The sequence below is a fragment of the Pseudomonas sp. CFBP 8770 genome (assembly GCF_014841705.1).
Classification (GTDB): domain Bacteria; phylum Pseudomonadota; class Gammaproteobacteria; order Pseudomonadales; family Pseudomonadaceae; genus Aquipseudomonas.
Map to the genome: position 1 here is coordinate 729,877 of NZ_JACYUL010000001.1, position 25,227 is coordinate 755,103.

At 64.9% G+C, this 25,227-nt stretch carries 19 protein-coding genes and 1 pseudogene; 2 read left to right on the forward strand and 18 right to left on the reverse strand.

Annotated features, from left to right (window positions below; all coding sequences use genetic code 11):
- The 11 genes and pseudogenes from IFT98_RS03295 to IFT98_RS03345 all read right to left on the reverse strand — a co-directional run bounded on the left by IFT98_RS03295 (position 1) and on the right by IFT98_RS03345 (position 12,791).
- A complete protein-coding gene (locus IFT98_RS03295; RefSeq protein ID WP_192047324.1) occupies positions 1-681 on the reverse strand; it encodes an amino acid ABC transporter permease in 681 nt (226 codons plus the stop codon).
- On the reverse strand, positions 674-2,443 hold the full coding sequence (gene lhpI / locus IFT98_RS03300; RefSeq protein WP_192047323.1) for a cis-3-hydroxy-L-proline dehydratase: 1,770 nt from the start codon (positions 2,441-2,443) through the stop codon (positions 674-676). Before lhpI ends, IFT98_RS03295 begins: the two co-directional genes overlap by 8 nt.
- A gap of 10 nt (positions 2,444-2,453) precedes the next feature.
- On the reverse strand, positions 2,454-3,272 hold the full coding sequence (locus tag IFT98_RS03305) for an ABC transporter substrate-binding protein (RefSeq protein WP_122712864.1): 819 nt from the start codon (positions 3,270-3,272) through the stop codon (positions 2,454-2,456).
- Positions 3,273-3,497: 225 nt separating this feature from the next.
- Positions 3,498-4,247 carry an AraC family transcriptional regulator gene (locus IFT98_RS03310; RefSeq protein ID WP_192047322.1) on the reverse strand — a complete coding sequence of 250 codons (750 nt, stop codon included), beginning with the start codon at positions 4,245-4,247 and terminating at the stop codon, positions 3,498-3,500.
- Positions 4,248-4,334: 87 nt separating this feature from the next.
- Positions 4,335-5,591, reverse strand: coding sequence for an NAD(P)/FAD-dependent oxidoreductase (locus tag IFT98_RS03315; RefSeq protein ID WP_192047321.1), 1,257 nt, complete (start codon positions 5,589-5,591; stop codon positions 4,335-4,337).
- Positions 5,588-5,824, reverse strand: a complete 237-nt coding sequence (locus tag IFT98_RS03320; RefSeq protein ID WP_192047320.1) for a (2Fe-2S)-binding protein — start codon at positions 5,822-5,824, stop codon at positions 5,588-5,590. The genes IFT98_RS03315 and IFT98_RS03320 overlap by 4 nt, the downstream gene beginning before the upstream one ends.
- Entirely contained in the window at positions 5,817-6,932 is a 1,116-nt protein-coding gene (locus tag IFT98_RS03325) for an FAD-dependent oxidoreductase (protein ID WP_192047319.1), read from the reverse strand. The genes IFT98_RS03320 and IFT98_RS03325 overlap by 8 nt, the downstream gene beginning before the upstream one ends.
- Positions 6,929-7,873, reverse strand: coding sequence for a 4-hydroxyproline epimerase (locus tag IFT98_RS03330; protein WP_192047318.1), 945 nt, complete (start codon positions 7,871-7,873; stop codon positions 6,929-6,931). The genes IFT98_RS03325 and IFT98_RS03330 overlap by 4 nt, the downstream gene beginning before the upstream one ends.
- A gap of 74 nt (positions 7,874-7,947) precedes the next feature.
- Positions 7,948-8,654, reverse strand: a pseudogene (locus tag IFT98_RS03335) (GntR family transcriptional regulator).
- 74 nt (positions 8,655-8,728) lie between these two features.
- Positions 8,729-10,342, reverse strand: coding sequence for a PepSY-associated TM helix domain-containing protein (locus tag IFT98_RS03340; protein ID WP_342214129.1), 1,614 nt, complete (start codon positions 10,340-10,342; stop codon positions 8,729-8,731).
- Positions 10,335-12,791 carry a TonB-dependent siderophore receptor gene (locus IFT98_RS03345; RefSeq protein ID WP_244650808.1) on the reverse strand — a complete coding sequence of 819 codons (2,457 nt, stop codon included), beginning with the start codon at positions 12,789-12,791 and terminating at the stop codon, positions 10,335-10,337. Before IFT98_RS03345 ends, IFT98_RS03340 begins: the two co-directional genes overlap by 8 nt.
- Positions 12,792-12,976: 185 nt before the next feature.
- Here IFT98_RS03345 and IFT98_RS03350 point away from each other — a divergent pair, with 185 nt between their 5' ends.
- The gene (locus IFT98_RS03350) at positions 12,977-13,495 is read left to right on the forward strand and encodes a sigma-70 family RNA polymerase sigma factor (RefSeq protein WP_192047316.1); all 519 of its coding nucleotides are present in this window, start codon (positions 12,977-12,979) and stop codon (positions 13,493-13,495) included.
- A 48-nt stretch (positions 13,496-13,543) separates the two neighbouring features.
- Entirely contained in the window at positions 13,544-14,488 is a 945-nt protein-coding gene (locus IFT98_RS03355; RefSeq protein ID WP_192047315.1) for a FecR family protein, read from the forward strand.
- A 117-nt stretch (positions 14,489-14,605) separates the two neighbouring features.
- Here IFT98_RS03355 and IFT98_RS03360 read toward each other — a convergent pair whose 3' ends face one another.
- The 7 genes from IFT98_RS03360 to IFT98_RS03390 form a co-directional block, all read right to left on the reverse strand.
- Entirely contained in the window at positions 14,606-14,869 is a 264-nt protein-coding gene (locus IFT98_RS03360) for a hypothetical protein (protein ID WP_192047565.1), read from the reverse strand.
- Positions 14,870-15,018: 149 nt separating this feature from the next.
- On the reverse strand, positions 15,019-16,245 hold the full coding sequence (locus IFT98_RS03365) for an MFS transporter (protein WP_192047314.1): 1,227 nt from the start codon (positions 16,243-16,245) through the stop codon (positions 15,019-15,021).
- A gap of 280 nt (positions 16,246-16,525) precedes the next feature.
- Positions 16,526-17,815: a beta-ketoacyl-ACP synthase II gene (fabF, locus tag IFT98_RS03370; protein WP_192047313.1), complete on the reverse strand. Its 1,290-nt coding sequence runs from the start codon at positions 17,813-17,815 to the stop codon at positions 16,526-16,528.
- Complete coding sequence (locus tag IFT98_RS03375; RefSeq protein ID WP_192047312.1) at positions 17,812-20,913, reverse strand: efflux RND transporter permease subunit; 3,102 nt, start codon at positions 20,911-20,913, stop codon at positions 17,812-17,814. Before IFT98_RS03375 ends, fabF begins: the two co-directional genes overlap by 4 nt.
- Positions 20,910-22,016 (reverse strand): efflux RND transporter periplasmic adaptor subunit, encoded by a 1,107-nt coding sequence (locus tag IFT98_RS03380; RefSeq protein ID WP_192047311.1) that lies wholly within the window; start codon positions 22,014-22,016, stop codon positions 20,910-20,912. Before IFT98_RS03380 ends, IFT98_RS03375 begins: the two co-directional genes overlap by 4 nt.
- Before the next feature lie 72 nt (positions 22,017-22,088).
- The gene (locus tag IFT98_RS03385) at positions 22,089-22,703 is read right to left on the reverse strand and encodes a TetR/AcrR family transcriptional regulator (RefSeq protein ID WP_192047310.1); all 615 of its coding nucleotides are present in this window, start codon (positions 22,701-22,703) and stop codon (positions 22,089-22,091) included.
- Positions 22,704-22,915: 212 nt separating this feature from the next.
- Positions 22,916-25,150 (reverse strand): TonB-dependent receptor, encoded by a 2,235-nt coding sequence (locus IFT98_RS03390; protein ID WP_244650806.1) that lies wholly within the window; start codon positions 25,148-25,150, stop codon positions 22,916-22,918.
- Positions 25,151-25,227: the final 77 nt, after the last annotated feature.

Genomic DNA, 25,227 nt, shown 5'->3' on the forward strand with positions numbered 1-25,227 from the left:
TCAGTAGCGAAACAGACGCCAGCTCAACAGCCGGGCGAGGCCGACGATCAGCTTGGCGATCAGGTAATAGAGCACCGCGGCCATCGCGAAATATTCGAAGGTGCGGAAGGTCTTCACGTTGTAGTCCTGGGTGACCCCGGTGAGGTCGTCGTTGAGCCCGACCACCACGCCGAGGGACGTCATTAGCACCGCCCAGACCATCTGGTTGCTCAGCGGGTAGAACACCACGCGCAACAATTGCGGAACGATGATCATGCGGTAGGCCTGGAAGGCACTCATGCCCAACGATCGCGCGGCGCGCATCTGCGTGTCCGGCACCGCCTTGAGACCGCCGCGGAAATTTTCCGCCAGGTAGCCGGCGTTGTTGAAGGTGATGCCGGCCAGCAGTGCCAGCCAGGAGCTGACGTGCAGGCCTAGCGAGCCGAGACCGAAATACAGGATGTAGATCTGGAACAGCGACGGGGTATTGCGCGCAATCGACACCCAGCCGTCGCCGATGCCGCACAGCGCCCGGCCGCGGAACGTCCGTTCGGAGCCTGCACGCATCACGGTCAGGAGCAGGGCAATGAGCACACCGAAAATCATCGACAGCGCCGCGGTTTCGAACGTCACCCACGCGCCTTGCAGCATGTCGGGCAGGGCGCGCCACGCAGCCCGCCATTGGAAGGTGTAGTCAAACATGCTCCGCGCCCTCCGCTGCACAGGTGGCCAGCCAGGCGGGCGGTCGAGCGCTGGTGGCGCCGCTGCACGCACTGTCGACACAGACGCCGAGGCTGGCGAAGTGAACGCTGCGCCCGACCAGGCCGGGCGCGTAGTGGGCGTATTTGCCCGAGTTGGTCATCAGGCTGCGCACGCCTGCGGGAATGACCGGCTCGCCGAGCATGCACCAGCAGGTGTCGGTGATCAGCGTGGCGCCGAAGGCCTCGAGCACGGCGACATGACCCGCTGCCCGTGCCTGTTCCAGCACCGCTCTACCGCAGGTGATGGCCAGTACCACGTCCGGGTGCCTGCGCAGGCCGCGGCAGAGTTCGGCCAGGCGGGCGAATTCGGTCAGGGAGAAGTGCGGGTTGCCCAGGGATACCATCCTGACCTGGTTGTCCCGCGCGCTGTTGAGCTCCATCCAACTGGCGTGCAGGTCTTGCAGGGAAATCGAGACGCGCGGCAGCGTATCCGGTGAGTCACTCGAATGAGCGAGGTTCAAGGCTTCCGGAGTGACGCCGGCGATATGAAACATTGATGCAGCGCTGGTGGTGGCGAACGCGGCGCCGAATGCCTTGAGGTCGTCCAGACTGGGGCTGAGGTGCTGCAGACCGCTGATCAATGGAATGCGGCTGCCGCAGAGAGCGCCGATGTGATAGCCGAGCAGCGGGTAGAAGCTGTCATCTGGTTCAGCCAGCACCGGTACGTCGATAAGCAACTGCGCCTTGCGCTGCCTCTCAAGATGACAGCCGATCAGCGGCGCACGGCCAGTCAATGCAATGCAGATGTCCAGGTAGTCCGGGTACTTGAGTGTGCGCGCGCCGAGCACGCTGTTGGCGTAGACCACAGCGTTGGACTCGGCCCACACCACTTGCTCGCCGAGGGCTGGCGCGCTGTCGAGCAGATAGGGCGCGCAGGTGAAACTTGCGCGCGCACCCATGGCCGTGTACGCATCGCCCAAGGCGCTGGCAGGCTTGCCCAGGGCCGGGTCGATACCCAGTTCGCGCCAGCGGCGCTGGTCCACCGAGATGGCGTTAAGGGTAGTGGGCACCCGCACCCGTGCGCCCCATTGCACCAGTTGTTCGGCGAAACGCAGGCTGGCGGGGCCGGTGTAGATGCAGCCGTCGATGTGCGCCTGGGTGATATCGACCAGTTCCCGCGCGCCCTGGAGACGGGCCATGCGCAGGACGATCTGCATCGCCACCTGCGCCGCCTTGCCGTGGCTGCCGGACAGCAACGCTTGGTCAAGGCTATTCAGTTCGAAGCCGTCATCCATCGGCTCGGGCTGGCCTACTGACGGCTGCGGCTGCCAGTCGTCCGTCGGCGCATGGGTGTAGAGGCCAAGCGTTGGCCCCTCCAGACGAGCCCATGCCGCGCCACGCAGCGTATCGAAGGCTTCCTGGCCGATGCACAGCACCGGCAGCGAGCGGGCGAAGAAGTGCTGTGCCACCAGCACGCCCAAGGTGAGTATTTCATCGGCTTCGGCCAGTACCAGCGCCGCCGGTGCGTGGCCGTTGCTGATCAGTTCCATCATGACGCTGCTGCCGGTGCAGGACCCGCGACTGCCGGGAATTGCCAGGATACGGCCCGCCACCCGCTGACCACTGAGCGGATGGTGGCGGTCGATCACCTCGCCACTGCTGGGGTCGACCCCGCCCCAGAAACTCAGGCCGGTGTCGGCAAACAACAGGGCGCCTTGTGCGCTGCCGTCGATCAGGCTGCGTCCACCGACGCTGCGTGGCATGGTCGTCACCTCAGTAGTAGACGTTGGGTACGGTGAGGTTGGCGGGCGCAATGTCGGTGCCGACCCATTTGACGAACAACTCGTTGTAACGGCCGCTGCGTACTTGCTGGTTGACGAACAGGTTGAGGTAGTTGAGCAGACCGTATTCGGTGCGCTTGGCACCCAGGGAAACGTAGTCGATCACGTAGGGCGCATTGCCGGCGACCTTGAGGTTCTTGTATTTGCCGGATTTCAGAGTGGCGGCTGCCACGGTGTTGGTGACCACGGTGGCCTGGATATGGCCTTGGGCGACGGCCAGGATGGTGTCGTTCTGCGATTGATACGCACGGAAACTGCCGCTACCCCAGCCCTTCACATCCTTTTCCAGCGCGATGGCCTCGTAGGTGCCGCTGGTATTGCCCACTGCCTTGCCCTTGAGGTCGTCGAAGCTGTTGACGCCGGTGTCGTCGCGGGTCAGCACGACCATCTGGAAGGCGAAGTAGGGCACGCTGAGGCCGACGGTCTTGGCCCGTTCAAGGGTGTCGGAAGTGGAGGCCACGATCACATCGGCACGGCCCGAAATGAGCGCCGGGATCCGGTCCGGAAACGGCGTCTCGATGACTTCGGCATCGACGCCCAGCACCTTCGCCAGGTCGTTGCAGTAATCGACGTCGAACCCGGCAGGCTTGTTGGCGCTGTCGCGCATGCCCATGGGCGGGAAGTCCAGTGTCACCGCACAGCGCAGCTTGCCGGAACCAATGATGTCGTCCAGCTTGTCGGCCTGGGCAGTCGCCATGAAAGAAGTACTGAGCACAGCGGTTAGGGCTACAGCGAAGGCAGGAGTTTTCATGGAGGCCTCGGAATGGAGTGAGCACTGAAATGCATCTGAGAATTTCGTATACGATATTTCAAATGCAACAGGCGTGCCTGTTTCTGTCCATGTTCGTACTGTCGTCGTAAGCCCCTGAATCAGGGCGCATTCATTCAGGATCGACGGCGGAGGAAGAGTTGGGTGTGATGCGGTGGGGTGTTACATAAGGGAGCATTGCTCTGCTGACTGCCCGCTAACGGAACATCAGCGGTGGCTTTCGCGGTACAGACTGGGCGAAAGGTGCGTCAGCGCGCGGAACTGCCGGCTGAACGCACTGTGGTCGGTGTAGCCACAGCGCAGGGCGACCTCCGTGATGGGCAGGTCTTCCTCGCGCAGCAGGCGCGAGGCCTCCTCGAGACGCGCCTTGTGAATCAGCTGGCGCGGGGTCAGGTGGAAGATCCGCTTGCAGTGGCGCTCCAGTTGCGCGACCGACAGCCCGGCAATGGCGGTCAGCTCCGCGAGGCTGATTGGGCGATGAAAGTGGGTACGGATGTGCGCGTCGACCGCCGCCAGTTTCGCGAAGGCCGGGTGGCTGGACTGAGGCAACTGCAGGTCGCGGGAGATGCCGGCCAGGCCGATGATCCGCCCTTGTTCATCGTGCAGGGCGATCTTGTGGGTCAGGCACCACACGGGCTGGTTGCCATAGTAGAGGTGCAGCTCCAGCTGATTGGCCAATTCGCGGCCGCTGCCAAGGACCTTGCGGTCCTGTTCGGTGTACAGCGTGCCGAAGCGCGCCGGGAACACTTGCTCGGCGGTCAACCCCAGCAGCTGCTGACTGGTCTTGAAGCCGCAACGCTTGGCCAGGGTGGCATTGACGAAGGCATAGCGGGCGGCGTCGTCCTTGATGAAGAACACCACGTCGGTCAAGGCGTCGAGCAAGGGGGCCAAGGGTTGCAGGCTGCCCAGCAGGTTCGGTAGTTGGCACGGGCTGGCGCTGAGGAATGCGGCGAGCATGGGGTCGAGGTCCGGAAGTGACTCCCGCAGGATAGTGCTGCCGGGCTGCTGCGCAAAGCCCGAACACTGTGTTCAGCAGAGCGGGGTTCAGCAGGGCGGGTGGCCGTCGAGGTGCAGCAGGGTCTCGATCCGGGCCGGGCTGAAGGGCGGTCGCGGTGCCGAGGGTTGCCAGCCGAACAGGTGCGCGGTGGCGGCGCCACACACCCGCCCCTGGCAGGCGCCCATGCCGCAGCGGGTGGCGAGTTTGGCCTCGCGCCAGTTGCAATGGGCGGCGAGCGCCGCAAACGGCACGTCTTCGCAGCGACAGGCCAGAGTGTCCGGCGCGCACAGGGCAGCGAGCGCAGGCTCGAGGGCAAACGCCCGGTTCAGCACGGCGGCGAAGCCTTGCCAACGGGTGCGCTGTGGCCAAAGCCGCTGCGCCGCCGCCTGGTCGCCAGCTGCGACGTGCCCGGCGATGCTGCCTTCCACCGAGGCCAACTCGCTGCCGCCGAAGCCGGTGCATTCGCCTGCGGCAAAATGGTCCGGCTGGCTGCTCGCCTGCCAGGCATCGACGGCGATGGCCCGGTCCTGCAGCGCACAACCAAGGGCCTCGCCCAGCTGCGTGTTGGGCACCAGGCCGAAGCCGCAGGCCAGCCGATCGCAGGGCAGCTCGCTGATGCGCCCCTGTTGCATCACTCGCACGCCTTCCAGGCGGTCGTCACCCAGAGCGGCCAGCACATGGCTGCCGGTGCGATAGGCGGGTGAAAACAGTTGCAACGACTGCAGCCATTTGTGTGGCCAGCGTGGCAGCTGCGCGGCAAATCCTGCCACGGCGCGGGTGCTGGCCTGCTCGGCGATGCGCAGCACCCGTGCGCCGTTCTTCGTTGCACTGTGCGCGCTGGCCAGCAGCAGCGGGCCACTGCCGGCGACCACCACGCGTTCGCCCGCAACGGGCAGGCCGCCCTTGATCAACGCTTGCAGGCCACCGGCACCGGTCACGCCAGGCAGCGTCCAGCCGGGGAAGGGCAACAGCAACTCGCGGGCCCCGGTACACAGGATCAGCTTCGCATAGCCGATGATCCAGCCGCGCTCGTCGTTCTCCAACAGCAACTGATGAGGCGCAGGCCGGGCAATCACCCGGGTCGAACCCTGGACCTGCACGTTGGCACACGCCTGCAGGCGCTCGCGCAGCCGTGTGGCCTGGGGGGGCAACGAGGCCTGTGGGCCATCGCGCCAGATCTGCCCGCCGGGCACCGGATTGTCGTCCAGCACCACGATGCGCTGGCCGCTGGGTGCCGCTGCCAGCGCCGCATGGATGCCGGCCGGCCCGGCACCGATGATGAGAATGTCGACGTGCTCGATCATGGCAGGCTCCGTACCTGCATGCCGTCGCGGCAGGACGTCTGGCACGCCAGGCGCCGCGCGCCGTCGATGGTCACACGGCATTCCTGGCAGATACCCATGCCGCACAGCGGCGCACGCCGTTGGCCGCTGACCGAGGTGCGCGTGCAGCCGTCACCGGCCATCGCCAGTGCCGCGGCGACGCTGGTGCCGACTGCGACCTGCAGCGTGCGTCCATCGACCGTCAATTCAAGCATGGCTGGATACTCCGAGAAAGCGTTGCGGCAGGTAGGGCGCTGCCGCCAGCGGCAGTGATTCGTCGAACAGTTGCGCCACCAGCAAATCGGCGGTCGCCGGCGCAGTGGTCACCCCCAGGCCTTCGTGACCCACTGCCAGCCACAGGCCCGGACGCTGGGGGTGTTCGCCTACCAGGGGCAGGCCATCCGGGCTGGCGGCACGAAAACCGGTCCAGGCACGGATCACGTTCAGCGTCTTCAGCGCAGGCACGTACTCTGCCGCGCGCCTGAGCATCTTGGCGAGCATCCAGGCCTCGACTTCAGGATCGGTGGTGTTGAACTGCCGCGACGCGCCGATGAACAATTGTCCGGTCGGACGCGGCTGGATGTTGCAGGCTGTGGACGGCCCACTGGCGTTGTGGGCGCTGGTGACATAGCCCAGCTCCACCAGCGTGTGGGTGATCTGCGCCGGGTAGCGGTCGGTGATCGCCAGATGGCCTTTCTTGGCCTGGATCGGCAGCTCGGGGCACAGCTCGCTGGCCTGGATGCCGTTGGCTAACAGCACCATGCCAGCACTGAGCCATTGGCCGTCGGCCAGACGCACACGGTTACCGTCCACCTCGCTGACCGTGGCGCGTTGCTGGCGGATCAACGGATGGTCAAGCATCCACTGGGCGGCAGCCGGCGCATACACAATGCCGTCCCCCTTGATCAACAGGCCACCCTCCAGCCCTTCGCGAAGCAGCGGCTCGCGCTCGCGCAGGGCTTTGCCAGCGAGGATTTCGCAGGCCTCGCCATGCTCGCGCAACACCTCGAGCTTGTGCTCGGCCACGGCCATTTCCTCAGCGTTGGCGGCCAGCCACAGGGTGCCGTTGCTGCGGTAGGCACAACCGTCGGGCAACGACCTGGCGATGGCGCGCCAGCGTTGCAGCGAATATTGACTCAAGGCCAGTTCGGCCGCGTTGTCGTCGAGCACCAGCAGGTGGCCCATGCCGGCGGCCGTGGCACCGGGCGTGCCGGCGTCCAGCACCCGTACACTCAGCCCGCGCTGGGCCAGGGCCTGGGCGCAGGCAGCGCCGACGATGCCTGCGCCGATGACGATGGCGTCGGCCACGGCCGTGGGGTTCACAAGCGGATACCCCAGGCGAAGGGGTCGTCGGCCTGCAGGATCAGTGTGGCTTCGGCGCTGATGTAGGCCCGGCCGCGAATGGTCGGTACAACGGGCCCCTCGCTGCCGTCTTCCATAGTTTCATAGGAACCCTCGAACTCGCTGCCGATGACGCTGGCCTGACGCCAGATCTGCCCGGGCTGCAGTTTGCCGTCGGCGGCCAGGCACGCCAGCTTGGCGCTGGTCCCGGTTCCGCAAGGCGAGCGATCGTAGGCTTTGCCGGGGCACAGCACGAAGTTGCGGCTATCGGCCCGTTGGTCTTCGGCGAACAACTCGATGTGGTCGATCAGGCCGCCGTCCTCGCCTCGTATGCCTTGGTCCTCCAGCGCTTGCTGCACGGCGACGGTGTAGGCCGTGAGGGCGTCGAGGTTGTCACCGCTGACCGCCAGGCCATGCTCGGCGACCAGGAAAAACCAGTTGCCGCCCCAGGCGATGTCGCCGGTGACCGAACCGATTCCCGGCACCTGCAGGGCGACGTCCTTGCGGTAACGATAGGCCGGCACATTGCGCACGCTCACCGAACCGTCCTCGTGCAGCGTGGCCTGGACGGTGCCGACCGGCGTTTCGACGGCGTGCACCCCCGGCCCGATCCGGCCCAGATGGGCCAGCGAGGCGATCAAGCCGATGGTGCCGTGGCCGCACATGCCGAGGTAGCCGGTGTTATTGAAGAAGATCACCCCGGCGCAGGCGTTCGGGTCTACCGGCGTGCACAACAGTGCGCCTACCAGCACATCGCTGCCCCGTGGCTCCAGTACACAAGCGGCGCGCCAGGCGTCGTGCCGCTCGGCGAGCAATTGCTTGCGCTCGGCCATGCTGCCGGCGCCCAGCTCGGGGAAGCCGTCGATCACCAGGCGGGTGGGTTCACCACCGGTGTGCGAGTCGATCACTTGGATGCGGGTCATGGGGCCACTCGTCGGGTCGGTAAAGTGACCCTTAGAATGGCGCAGATAGCCCACCGGGGCTTGAGCGATTTAGCTCATGGCAATGACGAATTCGGCACAGTGCCGGTGCTCAGCGGGCGCTGGGCAGATGTTCGAACAGGGTCTGGCAGACACCGGCGATGTGTTCGTCGAGCAGGCGCACGGCCAGCTCCACGTTACGCTCACGGCAGGCCTGGAGAATTTCCCGGTGCTCGTGGTCGGCGCGATCCTTGCCGGCCGACAGGCTCATCTGCATGCGCAAATAGCGCTCCAGTTTATCGTTGACCGAACGAATCATGCCCACCAGGAACGGCCGTTGCGCGGGCTCGTAGAGGCAGGCGTGCAGCGCCCAGTTCAGCTCGGCCCAGCGGCCCACGTCGTTTTCACCGATGAACTCGCGGCAGATGCTCTCGGCGCGGGCGAAAGTCGCCTCGGTCATGTTCGGGATGGCCAGGCGCAGCACCTTGTCTTCGAGCAGCATGCGCACTTCGAACATTTGCGCCAACTCCGACTCCGACAGGCGCGTGACCATCGCCCCGCGATTGCGCTGGAACATGACCAGACCCTCTGCTTCGAGGCGCTTGAGCGCTTCGCGGACGGGGATCTTGCTGACATTGAACTGGCGGGCGATATCATCCTGGCGGATCGGTTCGTCCTCGGCAAAGTGCCCGGCAACGATCGCATCGCGCAGGTGCCGGGTAATGATCTCCGAGGTCGAGGGAGAATTGCCGAGGTCCGGCGCGTTGAGTTTGGTCTGGGCCACGGTGCTGGGTCATTCGAGGGATGGAGCGCATATGGTATACAGTTTTGCGGCGGCTTGAACCGGCTTCTACGCGGCTAGGGCATCAGGCCCTGCCGTCGATGGCGCCGCTGCAGTTTCATCAGCACCCATGCCAGCAGTGCGCCGTAGCCCAGCGCTACCGCTTCCACACCTGCGCGCTGCCAGTCCCCGGCGGCAGCGTAACGCCACAGGTTCTGCCCCGTGGTCCAGTGATTGAGCAGCGGCAGGCACAGGCACAGCAGCGCCGCCAAGCCTAGCTGTTCGGCCCATGCGCAGTGGCGGGGCCGAGACAATGCGTGCAGCAGGGTCGCCAGCCAGATCAGCAGGAAACAGCGTATCTCCCAGTTGGCCCGGTCCGGCAACTGCAGTGGCAGCAACCGGTTGGCGTAGAAGTAGGCACAGCACGCCAGGCCAATGCCCGCACTGCACGCCACGTTGAGCGCTTCGACACAGTGATAGAAGCGCCGAGTCGCAGCGCCGAATTCGTGTTGCCCCTTGATCCGTCGCTTGATCGAGAACAGCAGCGTGCCGGCGACCATCATCAGCGTGCCCAGCAGGCCGCTGGCGAAGTACACCCACCTCAATGCCCAACTGCCGAAATCGGCGAAATGCAGGGCACGCATTACGCCCTCGATGCGTGCGCCCATGGACACGCTGTCCGGGTCAGGCCGGTTGAGTTGCAGCACCTCGCCACTGGCCGCGTCGAACAGCACGCTGGCCTGGGGCGTGAACAGATCGGACGAAGGCTGGCCGGGGTCGAGACGACCGATGACGCGCACGCTGGCACTGGCGGTGCCGGGCTTGTCCACCAGCAGCATCTGCGCCGGTTGCCCGGTCAATGCGTGGGCCTGTTCAAGCAGCCGCTCCCAGGAGGGTGCCGGTGCGTCCAGCGCTGCGCGGGTGCGCACCGTCGGCGCCTGCAGCGCCAGGTCGGCGCTGAAGCGTGCATGGGCACCGTCGTTCGAACCGTACACGGCGTGCACCGGCCACGGCATGTAACTGCTGGCAAAAATGCACAGGCCTGTGTAGGCGATCATCAATTGGAACGGCAAGGTCAGCACGGCCGCGGCGTTGTGCGCATCGAGCCAGGCACGCGGTCCGCGGCCGGGTCGGAAGGTAAAGAAGTCGGCGAAGATACGTCGGTGAATCACTACCCCCGACACCAGTGCGACCAGAAAGCCGACGGTCAGCGCGCCGACGATCCAGAAGCCCAGCACCGGCAGTTGCAGCATGTAGTGGAACGACATGAAATGCCGGCCGCCTTCGGTCTTGCGCAGCGCCCCGGGCACCACCGGGTTACCGGTTGCAGGGTCGAGGGCGACCTGCGACGTGCCGCTTGCGTCCCGCCACAGCAGGCGTATGGCTTCGCCCGCGTGCGTTGGCAGCTCCACCCGCCACAGTCGCGCGCTGGCTCCGTGTGCTATGAGGTAGCGCTGCGCTTGCCAGGCAGCAGAACCTTGATCCAGCGGCCCCCCGGCGTCGAGCAGGGCGATGGGCTGCGCCTCCATCCAGCGGGTGATGGGTTCGCGGAACACGCTCAACGAGCCGGTCAGGAAGATCACGCACAGCAGCCAGCCGCAGACCAGGCCGCACCAGGTGTGCAGCCAGCCCAGGGAGCGGCGCAGGGAGCCGTTCAGCGCACTGATCCCGAGGTCGACGCGATCAGAAATCGCCTCGCAGGGTCAGCATGTAGCTGCGCGGCTCGCCGAACACGTTCGAGCGGTCGACCGCTACCGCAGTGGTGTAGTAACGCTTGTCGAACAGGTTCTCGGCGTTGAGTTGCACCTTCCAGTGCTCGTCCAGCTTCCAGGCCACCCGCGCATCCCAGATAGCGTAGCCCTGGCTGCCGAAGTCCAGCCCGGTGGTCGACGAGGCCTTGTAGTAGGACTGCGCCGACACGCCGCCGCCGACGGTCAGCCGGTCCCAGGCACCGGGCGGGTTGTAGCTGGTCTGCAGGCGCAGCATGTGCTTGGGCGTCTCGTAGGCCACCTCGACGTCTTCGGTATTGTTGCGCAGCAGGTTGAAGGTGTAGCCACCGAATACCTGCCAGCCTGGCAGGATCTCGCCGCTGGCTTCCAGGTCGACGCCCTTGCTGCGCTTGATGGTGCCGTTGACGTAGCAGGTGCCCTCGGAGTCGTTGCTGGTGCAATTGGTATTGGCCAGGTCGACCAGAGCGACATTGGTCTGCTTGATGTAGAACAGCGCCATCGACAGGTTCAGGCGATTGTCGAACAGCGCGCCCTTGATGCCGGTCTCGTAGTTGTCGCCTTCGGAGGGTGAGAGTGGCGTACCGCTGGTATCGACGTAATTGCCTTGGGCGTTGAAGATTTCCGCATAGCTGGCGTACCACGCCCAGTCGTCGCTGATGTCGTAGATCACGCCGGCGTAGGGGGTGACCTTGCGTGTCACCTTGGACTCGTAGGGCAGGGCAGCGCCGCGCTTGATGTCGTAGGTGTAGTCGTACCAGCTGGTGCGACCACCCAGTACCAGGCTCAGCGGTTCAGTGAGGCGCAGCCGCGAGTTGGCGTACAGGCCCGCGCGCTCCTCGGTCATGTCGATATCGGTGCTCCATGCCGGCCTGGCAGGCTTGGCGATGGCATGGTGGTCGACATTGAAGATGTTCAGTGGCCGGTTGCCCAGGCTGGCGGTGGCCTGCTGGGTGTTCGCTTCCTGGCGCGACCAGGTGCCGCCCACGGTGACGTCATGGGTCAGGCCGAAGGCATCGAAATTGCCGCTGACATGGCTGTCCACCCCGGTGCTGGTGACCTTGTCCTGGCGAAACAGTGCGGCCTGAAACACCGAGCCGGTATTGGTCACCGGGCTGATGGTGCGTCGCGCATAGGCGATCTGTTGATCGAAGCTGCCTTCGGAAACGGTCACCGAGGTGGTGCTAGACCAGCGTTCGTTGAAGCGGTGCTCGATTTCCGCGAACGCTTCGCTCATCTCGCTTTGGTGGCGGTTCCAATCCTGCACCAGGGAAGTGGAGCGGGAGATGTCCAGGGCGTTGCCGTTGCTGTAGCGCGGCAGGCCGTAGATCGAATAGCCGTTGATGACGTTTTCCTGGTGGCGCAGGCTCAGGCTCACGGTGGTGTCCGGGTCGATATCGGCTTCGACGATGCCATACACCAGCGGCGTGCGGGTGTTGCGTTCATCGAGGTAGGAACCGTTGTCTTCGTAGGCGGTGACCAGTCGGCCACGCACGCTGCCGGTTTCGTTGAGCTTGCCGCTGGCGTCCAGGTCCATGCGGTAGCGGTCCCACGAACCGGCGCTGGCCTGTACCGTCAGTCGCGGTTCGGCGGTCGGCCGCTTGCGTACCAGGTTCACCGCGCCGCCGGGCTCGCCTGCACCGACCAGCAGGCCGGCCGCGCCGCGCAGCACTTCGACCCGGTCGTAGATGGCGGTGTCGGGCTTCATCCACCCGGTGATCTGATAGCCCTGGCCAGGCACACCGTCCACCAGAAAGCTCTCCGCCAGCAACGAAAAACCGCGGGAGGTGTACACATGCCCGCCGAAGTTTCGGTACTGGAACGTGATGCCCGGGGTCTGTTCCAGCACCTTGTCCAGGCTGGTGAGTTTCTTGTCGTCCATCAGCTGACGTGTGACCACGCTGACGGTCTGCGGGGTGTCCTTGAGGCTCAGGTTCAGTTTCGCGGCGGTGCTGCTGCTACCGGTGGTGTACGAACCCGTGCCGTCGGTGCTGCTGCCCAGATCGTTCATGGCATTGACGGTGGTGGCGCCCAGCGCCATGGCGGGATCGTCGCGCGCGGGCAGCTTCTGCAGCACCAGGGTGCGTGCATCGAGCATCTGCCAGCCGAAGCCGCTGCCGCGCAGCAGCGTCTCTAGGGCCTGGTCGAGGGTGTATCGGCCTTTCAAGGCCGGTGCGCGCAGGTTGGCCACATCCGAGGAGTTGAAGATCAGACGCACGTTGGCCTGGTCTGCCAGCCGCGTAAGCGCCTGATCCAGGGACTGCTCTGCCGATTGCAGGTCCAGGGCAGTGGTCGCCTCTGCGCCATGGGCCAGAGGTGCAAGCGCCGGCAGGCCTGCCGTCATGGCCAGCATCAGCGCCAGGCTCAGGGTGCGACCGGTGGCGGGAGTGAACAACGGGAAACGTGCCTGCATCTGAAAAACGTCCGTAAGCCAATGGAGGTGGAATGCCCGAGAATCATGCTTCTCACTCCAACGACGACCGACAGGGCACGACCTTGCCGTCCAGATTGAAAATATTTTCATTATCATCCGCGTTTCTGATGATAACTGTTCTCAGCTGGGATAGGATGCGCGCCTCAATTGCCGGGGCCGTGCGCATGTCCGTGTCACCCAACTCCAACCCTCTGCTGATGGTCTTTCAGGAGCACTACGCCGACCTGTTGGCCTTTCTGGCACGGCGCCTGGGGAATGTGGAGAAGGCGGCCGACGTGGCGCAGGACACCTACGTGCGCCTGGCCGGCCTGGCCGACACGGCGCAGATTCTCGAGCCCCGCGCCTTCGTGTTCCGCGTGGCCGGCAACCTGGCCATCGACCGCCTGCGCCAGGAACGGCGCTATTGCGCGCTGCAGGTCGATGAGCCCGACGAGGAACCCTGCGATCCAATGGCCTCGCCGGAACGCTCCTTTCTTGCCGCCGAAGCCATCGAGCAGTTGGACAAGGCCTTGCAGTGCCTGCCCAGCAATGCCCGCCTGGCGTTGCTGCTCAGCCGCCTGGAAGGCCTCACCCACGCACAGATCGCTACGCGCCTTGGGGTGTCGGAAAGTTCGGTGGGCAAGTACATGGTGCACGCCATGCGGCACTGCCGCGATTGGCTTCGTCAGTCGGAGTGCCTTTAGAATGCAAGGCATTGACGCCTATGCGGCGGCGCCCGCGAGCCCAACACCATGAACGAGCCCATCAAGCCAAGCGCTTCTGCCATCGACCTGGAAGATCAGGCCATCGAGCAGTGGGTGCACCTGACATCGGGCCGAGCCAGCGAGGCGGATCGCCGCGCCTTTGCCCGCTGGCGCCGGCGCAGCGCGGAGCATGAGGCAGCGGCACGCCTGGCCGAGCGGATGTGGCAGGCACTTCCCGAGACGCGCTCCGCGCAGAGCTTCGTCGCACCCGCCAGGGTCGCGCGCAGGCCGCTGCGCTGGGCAGCGCTGGCAGCGGGAGTGGGCGCCCTGGCCCTGACCGGGTTGAGCGAGCCGGCCAAGGTGTATTTCGCCGACTATGCCACGCCGGTCGGTGAGCGCCGCGCACTGACCCTCGAAGACGGCAGCCAGGTCTGGTTGAACAGCGGCTCGGCGCTGTCGGTTCACTATTCTTCCATGCGGCGCGAGATCAGCCTGATCAAGGGCGAAGCGCTGTTTCAGGTCAGCAAGGACGCCTCGCGACCGTTCGTGGTACAGGCCTCGGGCGGTAGCGTGCAGGCCGTGGGGACGCGCTTCGACGTTGATCGCCAGGGTGAACAGGTGCGTGTAGGTGTGACGGAGGGAGAAGTGAAGGTTTCGTCTGGCGGGGCCGTGGTACCCCTGAAGGCAGCCCAGCGTCTTGAATACGCTGCCGGAGCAGCACCCTCGGCGGCCGGCGCTCTGGACCTGGGTACCGCGTCGGCCTGGCAGCGCGGCAAGTTGATCTTCAACCGTCAGCCGTTGGCCGAGGTGTTTGCGGACATCGAACGTTATCTGCCCGGTTCACTGGTGATCGCCGGCAGCCTGCCGAGCACCGCAGTGAGTGGCGTGTTCAACCTCGACGACATTCCCGGCATGCTCGACATGCTCGCGCGTACCCAGCCGGTGCGGATCTATCGGATGCCTTGGTTGACCGTAGTGGTCGTGCGCGCGTAGGCCTTGCGTGAAGGCTTGGCTGTCGAGACACGCGTGGTTTTGGGGGGAACAGGGGTATCGAGGGGGGGGGTAGAGCGCAAGGACGCTAGGGCACAAGGCCCTAGCAGACAACGGATATCACTTTTTCTTCTTCGCAGGCTTTTCTGCTTTTTCGATCTTGTCCGACTTCTTGGCCTTTTCCGGCTTGCTGTCGGCTTTCTTGGCAGTTTTCTTCGGCTCGGCGTCTTTCTTCTTGTCTTTTTTCTCCTTGTCGGAGGACTTCGAAAGCGCGGAGGCTGCGGCAGATTTCTTTTCCGGTGACGACTTTTTGTCCTTCATTTCCTTGCTGGCTTTCGAAGCATCGCTTTTGGTTTTCTTCTCGTCTTTAGCCACGTTGACCACCTCTGGGGAAAGTGCCGATATTGACACAGTGCCTGTGGGAATATTCACAAGCTGATCATTAGGTGAACGGCTGGAAAAGCAGTTCAACTTTTTTTGCGCGGTCCACTCCTGCGCCGACGACCTGCTGGCAACTGTCGGCGCAGTTGGGTTCAGGCGGGTTGAGCCACCACGTTGTTGCTGACATTGCGGCCCAACACCAACACCGTGGCGAAGCCTGCGCCGACCAGGGCCGTGGCCAGGCTCAGCAACACCGAACTGCCCAACTGATCGACAATCTGCCCGCCGAAGAACGAACCCAGGGCGATGATCACCTGAAACAGCGCAACGAACAGCGGCATGCCACGCTCCACATCCTTGGGCGCGACCACAAACATCCAGATGCTGGCGCATGCCGGGAAGGCGCCGAAGGCAAAGCCCCACAGGGCTATCAGCATGGCGGCCCCAGTGATACCGGTGGCGAAGTGGGGGAACAGGGCGGTGCTGGTGCCGATCATCAGCGCCACCAGCAACAGCGTGTTGCGCACGCTGCGGTTGGCGGCGAAGCCGGCGAATACATTGCCGAGCACGCCGGCCATGCCATAGAGCAGCAACAGCGAGCCGATGGTGGACCCATCGAAGCCGGCGCTCTGCTTGAAGAACGGCGCCACGTAGGTGTATGCGGCGAAGTGCGCCAGGCCGATCAGCAATACGGCGATCAAGCCGACCCGCGCCTGCGCATTGGTGAACAGTGCAGGCAGGTCCCTGACGCGAATGGCTCGGTCCGGGTACAGCGGCGGCAACAGGAAGATCTGCGCCAGCAGCACCGGCACGCCCACCAGCGCGGTGACCAGGAAGGTCATGCGCCAGCCCATCAGGCCACTGAGCCAGGTGCCGACGGGTACGCCCAGTACCGTGGCCAGGGTCACACCCATCATGATGATCGACGTTGCCTTGGCCACGCCGACGCCCTTGGGCGCCAGTCGACCGCTCAAGGCGATTGCGGTGGCCCAGAAGCCGCCGATGCTCACCCCGAGCAACACGCGGCCGATCAGCAGAACGTTGAAGTCGCTGGCGAAGGCCACGATGGTGTTGGCGATGATCATGATCAGCGTCAGACCGGTCAGCAGGTAGCGGCGGTCCATCGCACCGATGCCCACCGACAGCAATGGCGCCGCAAGGGCGGCCATGATTCCGGGCAGGGTGACCATCAGGCCGGCACGACCGGCAGTGATGCCCAGGTCGCTGGCAACATCGTTGAGCACGCCCACGGGCAGGAATTCGCTGGTCACCAGAGCGAAGGCGCCGACGGCGACCGACAGGATCGCCAGCCACTGTTGCTTGACGCTTTGCGGGTTACGTTCGGAAAGGCCGGGGGAGGCCGATTGGGGGGTGGGCATGGGCATCGGTTCCAAAGGGGTATGTCGCCAGAGTGCAGGCGTGTGGAGCGGGGGATTGCCGGCGATTATAGGGGAGGCCCGCCGCAGCCTGGGAGGCGCAGCGCTTGATAGTGATCATCAGTGAGATCAATGCGCCGCTCCCCCCTTGTGGGAGCGGTGCATGCCTCGCCCCTTGTGGGAGCGGGTCTCTGCCCGCGAAGGGCGCACCGAGGTCTGCCTGATTCACCGCAGCGCCTTTTCGCGGCCACGGACCGCTCCTACGGGTTGGCCAGGCAGACGGCTATCGGCCCTCCCAGCGCCGGAACAATGCACTGGCGTTGACGCCGCCGAAGCCGAAGCCGTTGGACAGGGCGTAGGTCATCGCTGTCTTGCGTGCAGTCGGGCCGACCAGATCGAGCCCGTCGGCCGCTTCATCGGGGGTCTGCAGGTTCAGCGTCGGCGGCGCGATTTGATCGCGCAAGGCCAGCACGGTGAAGATGGCCTCGATCCCGCCAGCAGCGCCGAGAAGATGGCCGGTCGCCGATTTTGTCGAAGTAACCGCCAGACCGCTGCGGGTGCCGAACAAGGCGCGAATGGCCGCCAGTTCACCCTTGTCGCCGACTGGCGTAGACGTCGCGTGGGCATTGATGTGCTGCACATCCTGGGCGTCGATGCCGCCCTGGCGCAGGGCCTGTTCCATGGCCCGGCGGGCTCCGCTGCCATCCTCCGGGCCGGCCGTCAGGTGATAGGCGTCGGCACTGGTGCCGTAGCCCACCAGTTCCGCCAGCGGCGTGGCGCCTCGGGCCAACGCGTGTTCGAGCGATTCGATCACCAGCAGGCCCGCACCCTCGGACATCACGAACCCGTCGCGATCCTGGTCGAACGGCCGCGATGCCTCGCTCGGCCGGTCGTTGAAACCCGTGGACAGCGCACGCGCGGCCGCGAAACAGCCCAGGGTGACGCGGTCGATGGCCGCCTCGGTTCCGCCACAGATGGCAATGTCGGCTTCACCGCTGCGGATCAGCCGTGCGGCATCGCCGATCGCCTGCACGCCCGCGGCGCACGCGGTGACCGGGGCGCCCAGGGGGCCTTTGAATCCGTTGCTGATGGACACGTGCCCGGCCGCCATGTTGGCCAGGAACGATGGCGCCGTGAACGGTGACAACCGTCGCGGTCCGCGCTCGTCGGTCGTGCGCACGGCCCCGGCGAGCGCGCCGAAGCCGCCCACGCCCGAGCCGATGACAGTCGCCGTGCGCTGCTGCTGGGCTTCACCGGTGGGATGCCATCTGGCCTGGGACAGCGCTTCATGCGCGGCGACCAGAGCGAACTCGATGAAGCGGTCCATCTTCTTGCGCTCCTTGGCCGGTATCAGCGCCTGCGCATCGTAGCCTGCCACCGGGTCGGCCTCCAGCGTGGGAACCTGCCCGGCCACGGCGACCCCGGTACCTTCACCGATGTGCGCAGGCAGCGGGCTGATGCCCGACGCACCCGCCAACAGCCGCCGCCAGACCTCGTAGACGCCGCATCCCAGCGGCGTTACCAGCCCGGTACCGGTGACGACGATGCGTTTCTGACCCTGTCGATTGTTCATGGGTGTTTCTCCAAGCCTGTCATTGGATGACGTGTTGAACGGGTATCCGGACGAATGCGGAACCAGATGGAATACATCGCGGGGAGGAATATCAGGGTCATGACCGTCCCGCCGAACGTGCCCCCTATGAGTGTGTAGGCCAAGGTGCCCCAGAACACCGAATGGGTCAGCGGGATGAACGCCAGGATCGCCGCCAGCGCCGTCAGCAGCACCGGTCGCGCGCGCTGCACGGTGGCTTCGACCACGGCGTGAAAGGGTTTTAGACCAGCCTTTTGATTGAGGTCGATCTGCCCGATCAGGATCAGTGTGTTGCGCATCAGAATCCCAGACAGCGCGATCAGCCCGACCAGGGCATTGATGCCGAACGGCTGGTTGAACAGCAGCAGTGTAGGCACTACGCCGATCAGCCCCAGGGGGGCGGTGAGGAACACCATGGTCATGGCCGACATCGAGCGGGTCTGCAGGATGATGATCAGCAGGGTGATGGCGATCATGATCGGAAACAGCGGCGCCAGCGCGGCGGTTGCCTTGGACGACTCTTCGATGGAGCCTGCCTGTTCGATACGGTAGCCGTCTGGAAGCTCGGCGATGATTGGTTGCAGGGCTTTTGTCAGTTGGCTGGAGACATCCGGCGGCTGCAGGTGCTCGGCGATGTCGCCGCGCACGGTCAGGGTCGGCACGCGATCGCGGCGGCGCAGAATCGGATCTTCCATGCGGACCTCGACAGCGCCTATCTGCGACAGCGGGATGCGCTGGCCATTGCCGCCGACGAGGGTGAAGCCTCCGATTTTCGCCGGGTCGAGGCGGATCCCCCCGGCTGCCCGGCCCACTACCTGCACCGAACGAATGTCCTCGCGCACGGCGGTGATCGGTACCCCGGACAACAGGAACTGCAGCTGCTCGGCAACCGCAGCGGAACTCAGGCCCAGAGCCTGCAGGCGATCCTGATCGAGGACGAAATGCAACGTCGGCACCCGCGGCCCCCAGTCGAGGTTCACGGTGCGCATCATCGCGCTGCCCTGCATGACCGTCTGTACCCTGCCGGCGATTTCGCGCAGCACTTGCGGATCCGGCCCCGTGACGCGGTAGGCCACCGGGTAGGGCGAGTAGGGCCCGAACACCAGTTGGGTCACCCGCACCCGCGCTTCGGGTGCCAGGCCGCCCGCCACCGCCGCGCGGATCTTCAGCTTCAGGGCCTCGCGCGCCGCCTGGCTGTCGGTCAGCACGACGATCTTGGCGAACGAGGGGTCCGGAAGTTCGGGCGCCATCGCCAGATAGAACCGCGGCGAGCCCTGCCCGATGTAGGCAGTCACGACCTTTGCCGCTTCCTCCTGGCGCAGCCAGGCCTCGATCTTGGCAGTGGCTGCGCTGGTCTGCTCGATGGCCGTGCCATAGGGCATCTGCACCTCGATCAGCACTTCCGGTCGATCTGAGGTGGGGAAGAACTGCTTCTTGACCTGTGCCATGCCCACGATCGCCAGGGCGAAAGACAGGAGCACCAGGCCTGCCACCGGCCATTTCCAGCGAATGACCTGATTCAGGAACCGGCGAAAACGGTTGTAGTGAGGGGTGTCGTAGATCGCCGCATGACCGCCTTCGACGGCCCTGATCGCCGGCAGCAGCTTCACCCCCAGATAGGGTGTGAACACCACTGCCACCACCCAGGATGCGATCAGCGCGATGCCGACGATCCAGAACATGTTGCTGGTGTACTCGCCGGCCGTGGACTGGGCGAAGCCGTTGGGCATGAAGCCGACAGCGGTCACCAGCGTGCCGGCCAGCATGGGCGCCGCGGTGTGGCTCCAGGCATAGGCCGACGCCTCGATGCGGTCGTAGCCTTCCTCCATTTTCACCACCATCATCTCGATGGCGATGATTGCGTCGTCCACCAGCAGCCCCAGTGCCAGGATCAGCGAGCCCAGGGTGATGCGGTCGAAATGTTTGCCGGTGGCTTCCATGACCACGAACACGATCGCCAGCGTCAGCGGCACCGCCGCCGCAACCACCACGCCAACGCGCCAGCCCATGCTCACGAAGCACACCACCATCACTACCAGCAGGGCAATGAAGAACTTGATCATGAACTCGTTCACTGCCGAACCGATGTTCACCGACTGATCGGTAACCTGCGAAAAAGTCATGCCCAATGGCATCCCGGCGTTGATTTTCGCGGTTTCGGCGGCCAGCGCCTTGCCCAGATCCAGCCCGTTCCAGCCATCACGCATGACCACGCCGAGAAGCAGCGCCGGCTCACCCTGATGGCGCACCATGAACGTGGCCGGGTCTTCGTAGCCGCGCGCAACCGTGGCCACATCGCCCAGCTTGAGCGTGCGCCCGCTGGCGATCACCGGCGTGTCGCGAATGGCGTCCAGCGTGTCGAAGGCACCGTCGAGTCGCACCACCACCTGGGGGCCTTGGGTTTCTATGGCGCCTGCGGCGGTCAGCCTGTTCTGTCCGTTCAGGCTGGCGAAGATGTCTTGGGGTGCAACGCCCAGTGTCGCCAGGCGCTCATGGAAAAAGGATACGAAAATCCGCTCGGACTGCTCGCCGATGATGTTGACCTTCTTCACCCCAGGCACATGCAGCAGACGCTGACGCAGTGATTCGGCCTCACGCACCAGCAGGCGTTGCGGCTCACCTGGGGCCTTGAGCGCGAACAGGGCGAAAGTGACGTCGGCGAACTCGTCGTTGACCATGGGCCCGACCACCCCGGCCGGCAGGCTGCTGGCCGCATCGCCGAGTTTTTTCCGGGCCTGGTAGAACTCGTCCTCGACCTGGGCAGGCGGGGTCTTGTCCTGCAGAAAGAGGAGGGTGAAGGCCAGGCCCGGCCGGGTGTAGGTTTCGCTGCGCTCGTACCATTTCAATTCCTGCAGACGCTTCTCCAGAGGCTCGGCCACCAGGTCCTGCATCTGCTGCGCGGTCGCGCCGGGCCAGGCCGTGACCACGGTCATCTGCTTTACCGTGAAGGGCGGATCCTCGGCGCGGCCCAGCTTGAAAAACGACAGGGTGCCGACGATAGCGATCAGGAAAATCAGGAACAGCGTCACCGACCGCTCGCGCACGGCGAGGGCGGACAGATTGAAGCGACTGCCGCTCATGGCTGAGACCCGGCCTGGGCGCGCAGATCCTGCGGTGCCACCAGCACTTCCTCTGCTTCATGGAGCAGGTGAGGGCCTAGGGCAACCAGCCGCTCGCCTGGCTGCACGCCGCGCACCGTGGCTGTGTCATCACTCAGGCCAACGACCTGGATGGCCCGCCACGCGACCTTCGCCGGGGTACCGGCGACGATCCACACACCAGGTCCGTTGCCTGGGTCGTGGATGGCCGCCATGGGCACGCTCAGGGCGTCGGCTACCGAAGGCGTCGGGGCAATGGCAAGGGTCACAGTCGAGCCCAGCGGCGCATTGGCCTGTTCGCCGGTCAGCACATAGCGCGCTTCGAAGGTGCGGGTCAGCGGGTCGGCAGCGTCGGCCAACTGTCGCAGCGTGGCGCTGACGCTGTTGCCTGGACTGCCGAACAGCCTGGCTTGGGCGGTACTGCCCGGCGCCGGCCGCAGGGTCTCGGGCAGTTGCACGACCGCTTCGCGCAGGCCTGCCTTGGCCAGCCTCACCACAGGTTGTCCGGCGCTCACGACCTGGCCTGGTTCGGCCAGGGTGGCCACGACCACACCGTCGGAATCCGCCGTCAGGGTAGCGTAGCCCGCTTCGTTGCGGCCCACCGCTGCCTGCGCCTGCAGTGCCACCAGATCGGCTCGGGCAGTGTCGGCCGCTGACTTGAAGCGGTCGTAGTTGGCAGCGGAAATGGCGCCGCTGGCAACCAGTTGGCGATTGCGCCGCTCATCGTTCGCAGTCTGCGTGGCCAGCGCCTGAGCGGCTGCAACGGCTTGCTCGCGGGCGGTGGACTGCAGCGTCAGGTCGGCGGGGTCGAGCCGCATCAACCGCTGTCCGCGGCTGACCGACTGGCCGGCATCGACGAAACGCTCCACGACCTTGCCGCCCACTCGAAAGCCCAGGTCGCTTTGCACGCGCGCTGCCACCACACCGGTAAACACGCGGTCGACATCCGTTGCGTGGTCGGCCTCGATCACCCTCACCAAAGGTGGCTGCGTGCGTGGGTCGACGGTACTAGGCTGGCCGTCGCAGGCGGTCAGAAGCACAGGCAGCAGGCAAATACCGAGCACGGGAGCGCGAAGCCGAGACATGGGATTCCTTACGCAGCGGGGAGAAGGAATCCGAGTTTGCTACTAGTGACCAAATCAGTCAATGGTCACAAATCAAGGTGCCAGACTTCTCAGTATCAACGCGGGCAGTTGCACGGCGGCGAGCGTGGCGCTCTCGAGGTTGTATTGCAGCTGCACTGGACTTATGTAGGGCCGCATCACCAGAAAGATCCCGTGGCTCGATTCGTCCAAAGGTGTCTGGTGTTCGAACTCGCCGGTTTCCCTGCCTTCGCGCAGGATCTGCTCGATCAGCGCGTGCAGGCGTTGGCCGTGCGCCGCCGCCGAGGGCCAGTTGTCCCGGGCTGCCACGGCGGCGATGTCGTAGAGCTTGCGATCATGGAAGAACAGCTCGCTGCCGGCTTCCACCAAGGCCTTGAACAAGCGAGTCAGCTTGTCGGAGGGGCTGCTGGCTTGGTCCATGGCCTGGTCGACCACGGTCATGATCATGGCCAGCCGGCTGGCGCAGATCATCTCGCCGATAGCTTGCTTGGATTCAAAAAATTTGTAGATGTAGGCTTTGGAAAAGCCGATGGCTTTGGCAAGGTCCGACACCGTGGTCTTTTCATAGCCGTAATGGCCGAAATGGGCCATGGCGGCCTCGACGATCTGATCGCGAACGCTGTGATCGGAGGGGCCTCGCGAGGGAAACGTGGGGGACTGACGGGTCATGGCGGCTGTTGGGCTCGATGGGCGGAAATCGACAAAGAGTGACTGTAACCGTCCGTGGTCACAAGTTCATTTGCACTGAGTCGAGTACCCGAGTGGCCGCTCCCACACAACGAGCGTCGCCCTTGTGTGAGCGGCCGGTGGCCGCGAAAGGCCCCTGGGCCGGCACGTTGACCCGCGCCCAGGGACGCAAGTGCCGACGGGCCGGCCTGGTTCTAGAAATCGACGCTGGCCGACAGCTCATAGGTGCGCGGCGCGCCCAGGCCCAGGCTCTGCGTCAGCGGCATGCCCCAGTAATCCTTGTTGGTCAGGTTGCGCACGTTGGCACGCAAGGTCACGGGTTTGTTGGAGACATGCGTGGTGTAACGCGCACCCGCATCGAAGAGGGTGTAGCCGGGGACGGAAAGGCTGTTGTCGGCATTGATGTATTGCTCGGAGACGGCCGTGGCATTGGCGGTCAGCGTCAGGCCTTCAAGCAGGGGCGTGTCCCATTCGATGCCGAGCTTGCCCTGCAGTTTGGGATAACCGGTGGCCTTCTTGCCGTCGGTGGCGCCACCGGCACTCTTGGTCACTTCCGGGTCGACGTAGGCGACACCGCCCATCAGCCGCACATCCATCATCGGCGAGCCGAAGAAACCCCACTCCACGCCGCGGTTGCGCTGTTCACCGCCGAACGAATAGATATTGGTGGCCGGGTCGGTGTAGGCGTTCGGGCGCTTGATCTCGAACACCGCCAGGGTGTGGGTGAAGGTGCCCAGGTCGAGCTTGAGGCCGACTTCCTTCTGCTTGGACTTGAACGGCGCGAATACGTCACCGGCGTTGGCGGCGCTCGCAGGCGCCGAGGCACCCTTGCTCAGGCCCTCGATGTAGTTGGCATACAGCGACAAATTGTCGGTGAGCTTGAACAGGATGGCGCCTGCCGGGGAGGTGGCATGGGTATCGTAATTGGGTCGGTTGCGCGCGCCGGTGACGACGCTGAACGTATCGGTGACCACTTCCTGACGGCGTACGCCCGCAGTGACCTGCAGGCGATTGTCGAACATCGACAGGGTGTCGGCGATGCCGTAGCTCTTCAGGTCGTTTTCGGTGTGCGAAACCGGCGGCCAGGACTCGGGCGATTTCGGCCCCCAGACAGGGTGGTAGATGTTGGTAGTGATGATGGAATTGGGTACCGCACGAAGACCGAAGTTTTTTTCCTTGTCACTGTATTGGGTCGCGTTCACCGACCACTGGTGATTGATGCCGAACGTATCGAAATGACCACGCAGGCCGACCTCGGCCGAGGTTTTCTCGATTTCGGTTTTCAGCAGCCCCATGGTCGTTCTGAAATCACCCGCCGCATTGATCACGGCCGAGGATATCGCCCCGCTGTATTGGTAATGGGTTTTGCTGGTGCCCACCGCACCGTAGGCCATCACGGCGTCGCTGAGGTCGTACTCGCCGCGCAGGATGACGCCTTTGTCCTTGGTTTCGACGTAGGCCCAGTCGGGGTTGAGCAGCGTTCCCGCTTTCGGCGGCTTGGGAATGCCGACGCCGGCAGCCAGGCCAATGCCGCGGTTCTGACCGTTGACACGGTCGTCGGCGTCGAAGAGGTCGACGGACAGCCGGGCGCGTTCGCCGCGCCAGTCCAGCGCCAGCGAAGACAGCACGTTGCGCGACGACTGGTCATCGGTGGCGGTGTCGCCGTCACGGTAGACACCGTTGAAGCGCACGCCGAACTGGTTGCCTTCGCCGAAGCGTCGAGCGATGTCCAGATGCCCACCGAACTGCGCATCCGATTGGTAGGTGCCGGTCAGACGTGTCAGCGGGGTATCGCCAGCGCGCTTTGGAATCAAGTTGACGATGCCGCCCACCGAGCCGCCGGGTGGCATGCCATTGAGCAGCGCCGAGGGGCCCTTGAGCACTTCGATACGCTCGTACATTTCCGGTGATGCCCGGTAGAAGGGTGCCATGCCGTAGAGGCCGTCGACGGTCATGTCGCTGACGCTCACGCCGAAACCGCGGATCGAATAGTTCTCGCCGTAGGTGCCCTTGATACCGTTGTTGAAGACGGACGGGTCGGTGGCGGCGATCACGTCGGTGATGTCCTTTGCCTGCCTGTCCCGAATGTATTTGTCGGTGTAGCTGATGGTGCTGAAGGGCGTCTCCATGATGTCTTTGTTGCCGAGCAGACCGACCCGCCCACCGGTCGCCACTTGTCCGCCGGCGTACTCGGGCATCAGGGTGCCGAGCGTGTCCTGGGTGCCTTCGATAGTGGTCTCGGACAGTACCAGGCTGCCTTGGCCGGCCGCTGTGCGAGCTTTTTCCGCCTGCTCTTGAGTCTCGGCGAGGGCGCCCATCGAAACGCCGCTCAGGCCGAACAGCAAGGCCATGTGCACGGCGGTGCAGGTACGGCTCAAGGCGAATTTCGGCGCTGGATTCACGGGTCGCGGGTGACTGTGTGGCAACATGCTGGATTCCTTTCGATTCGGGAATGAGTGGAGGCTCACTAGGGTTCCGAAACAAAACGAAATATCCTCAATGCAAA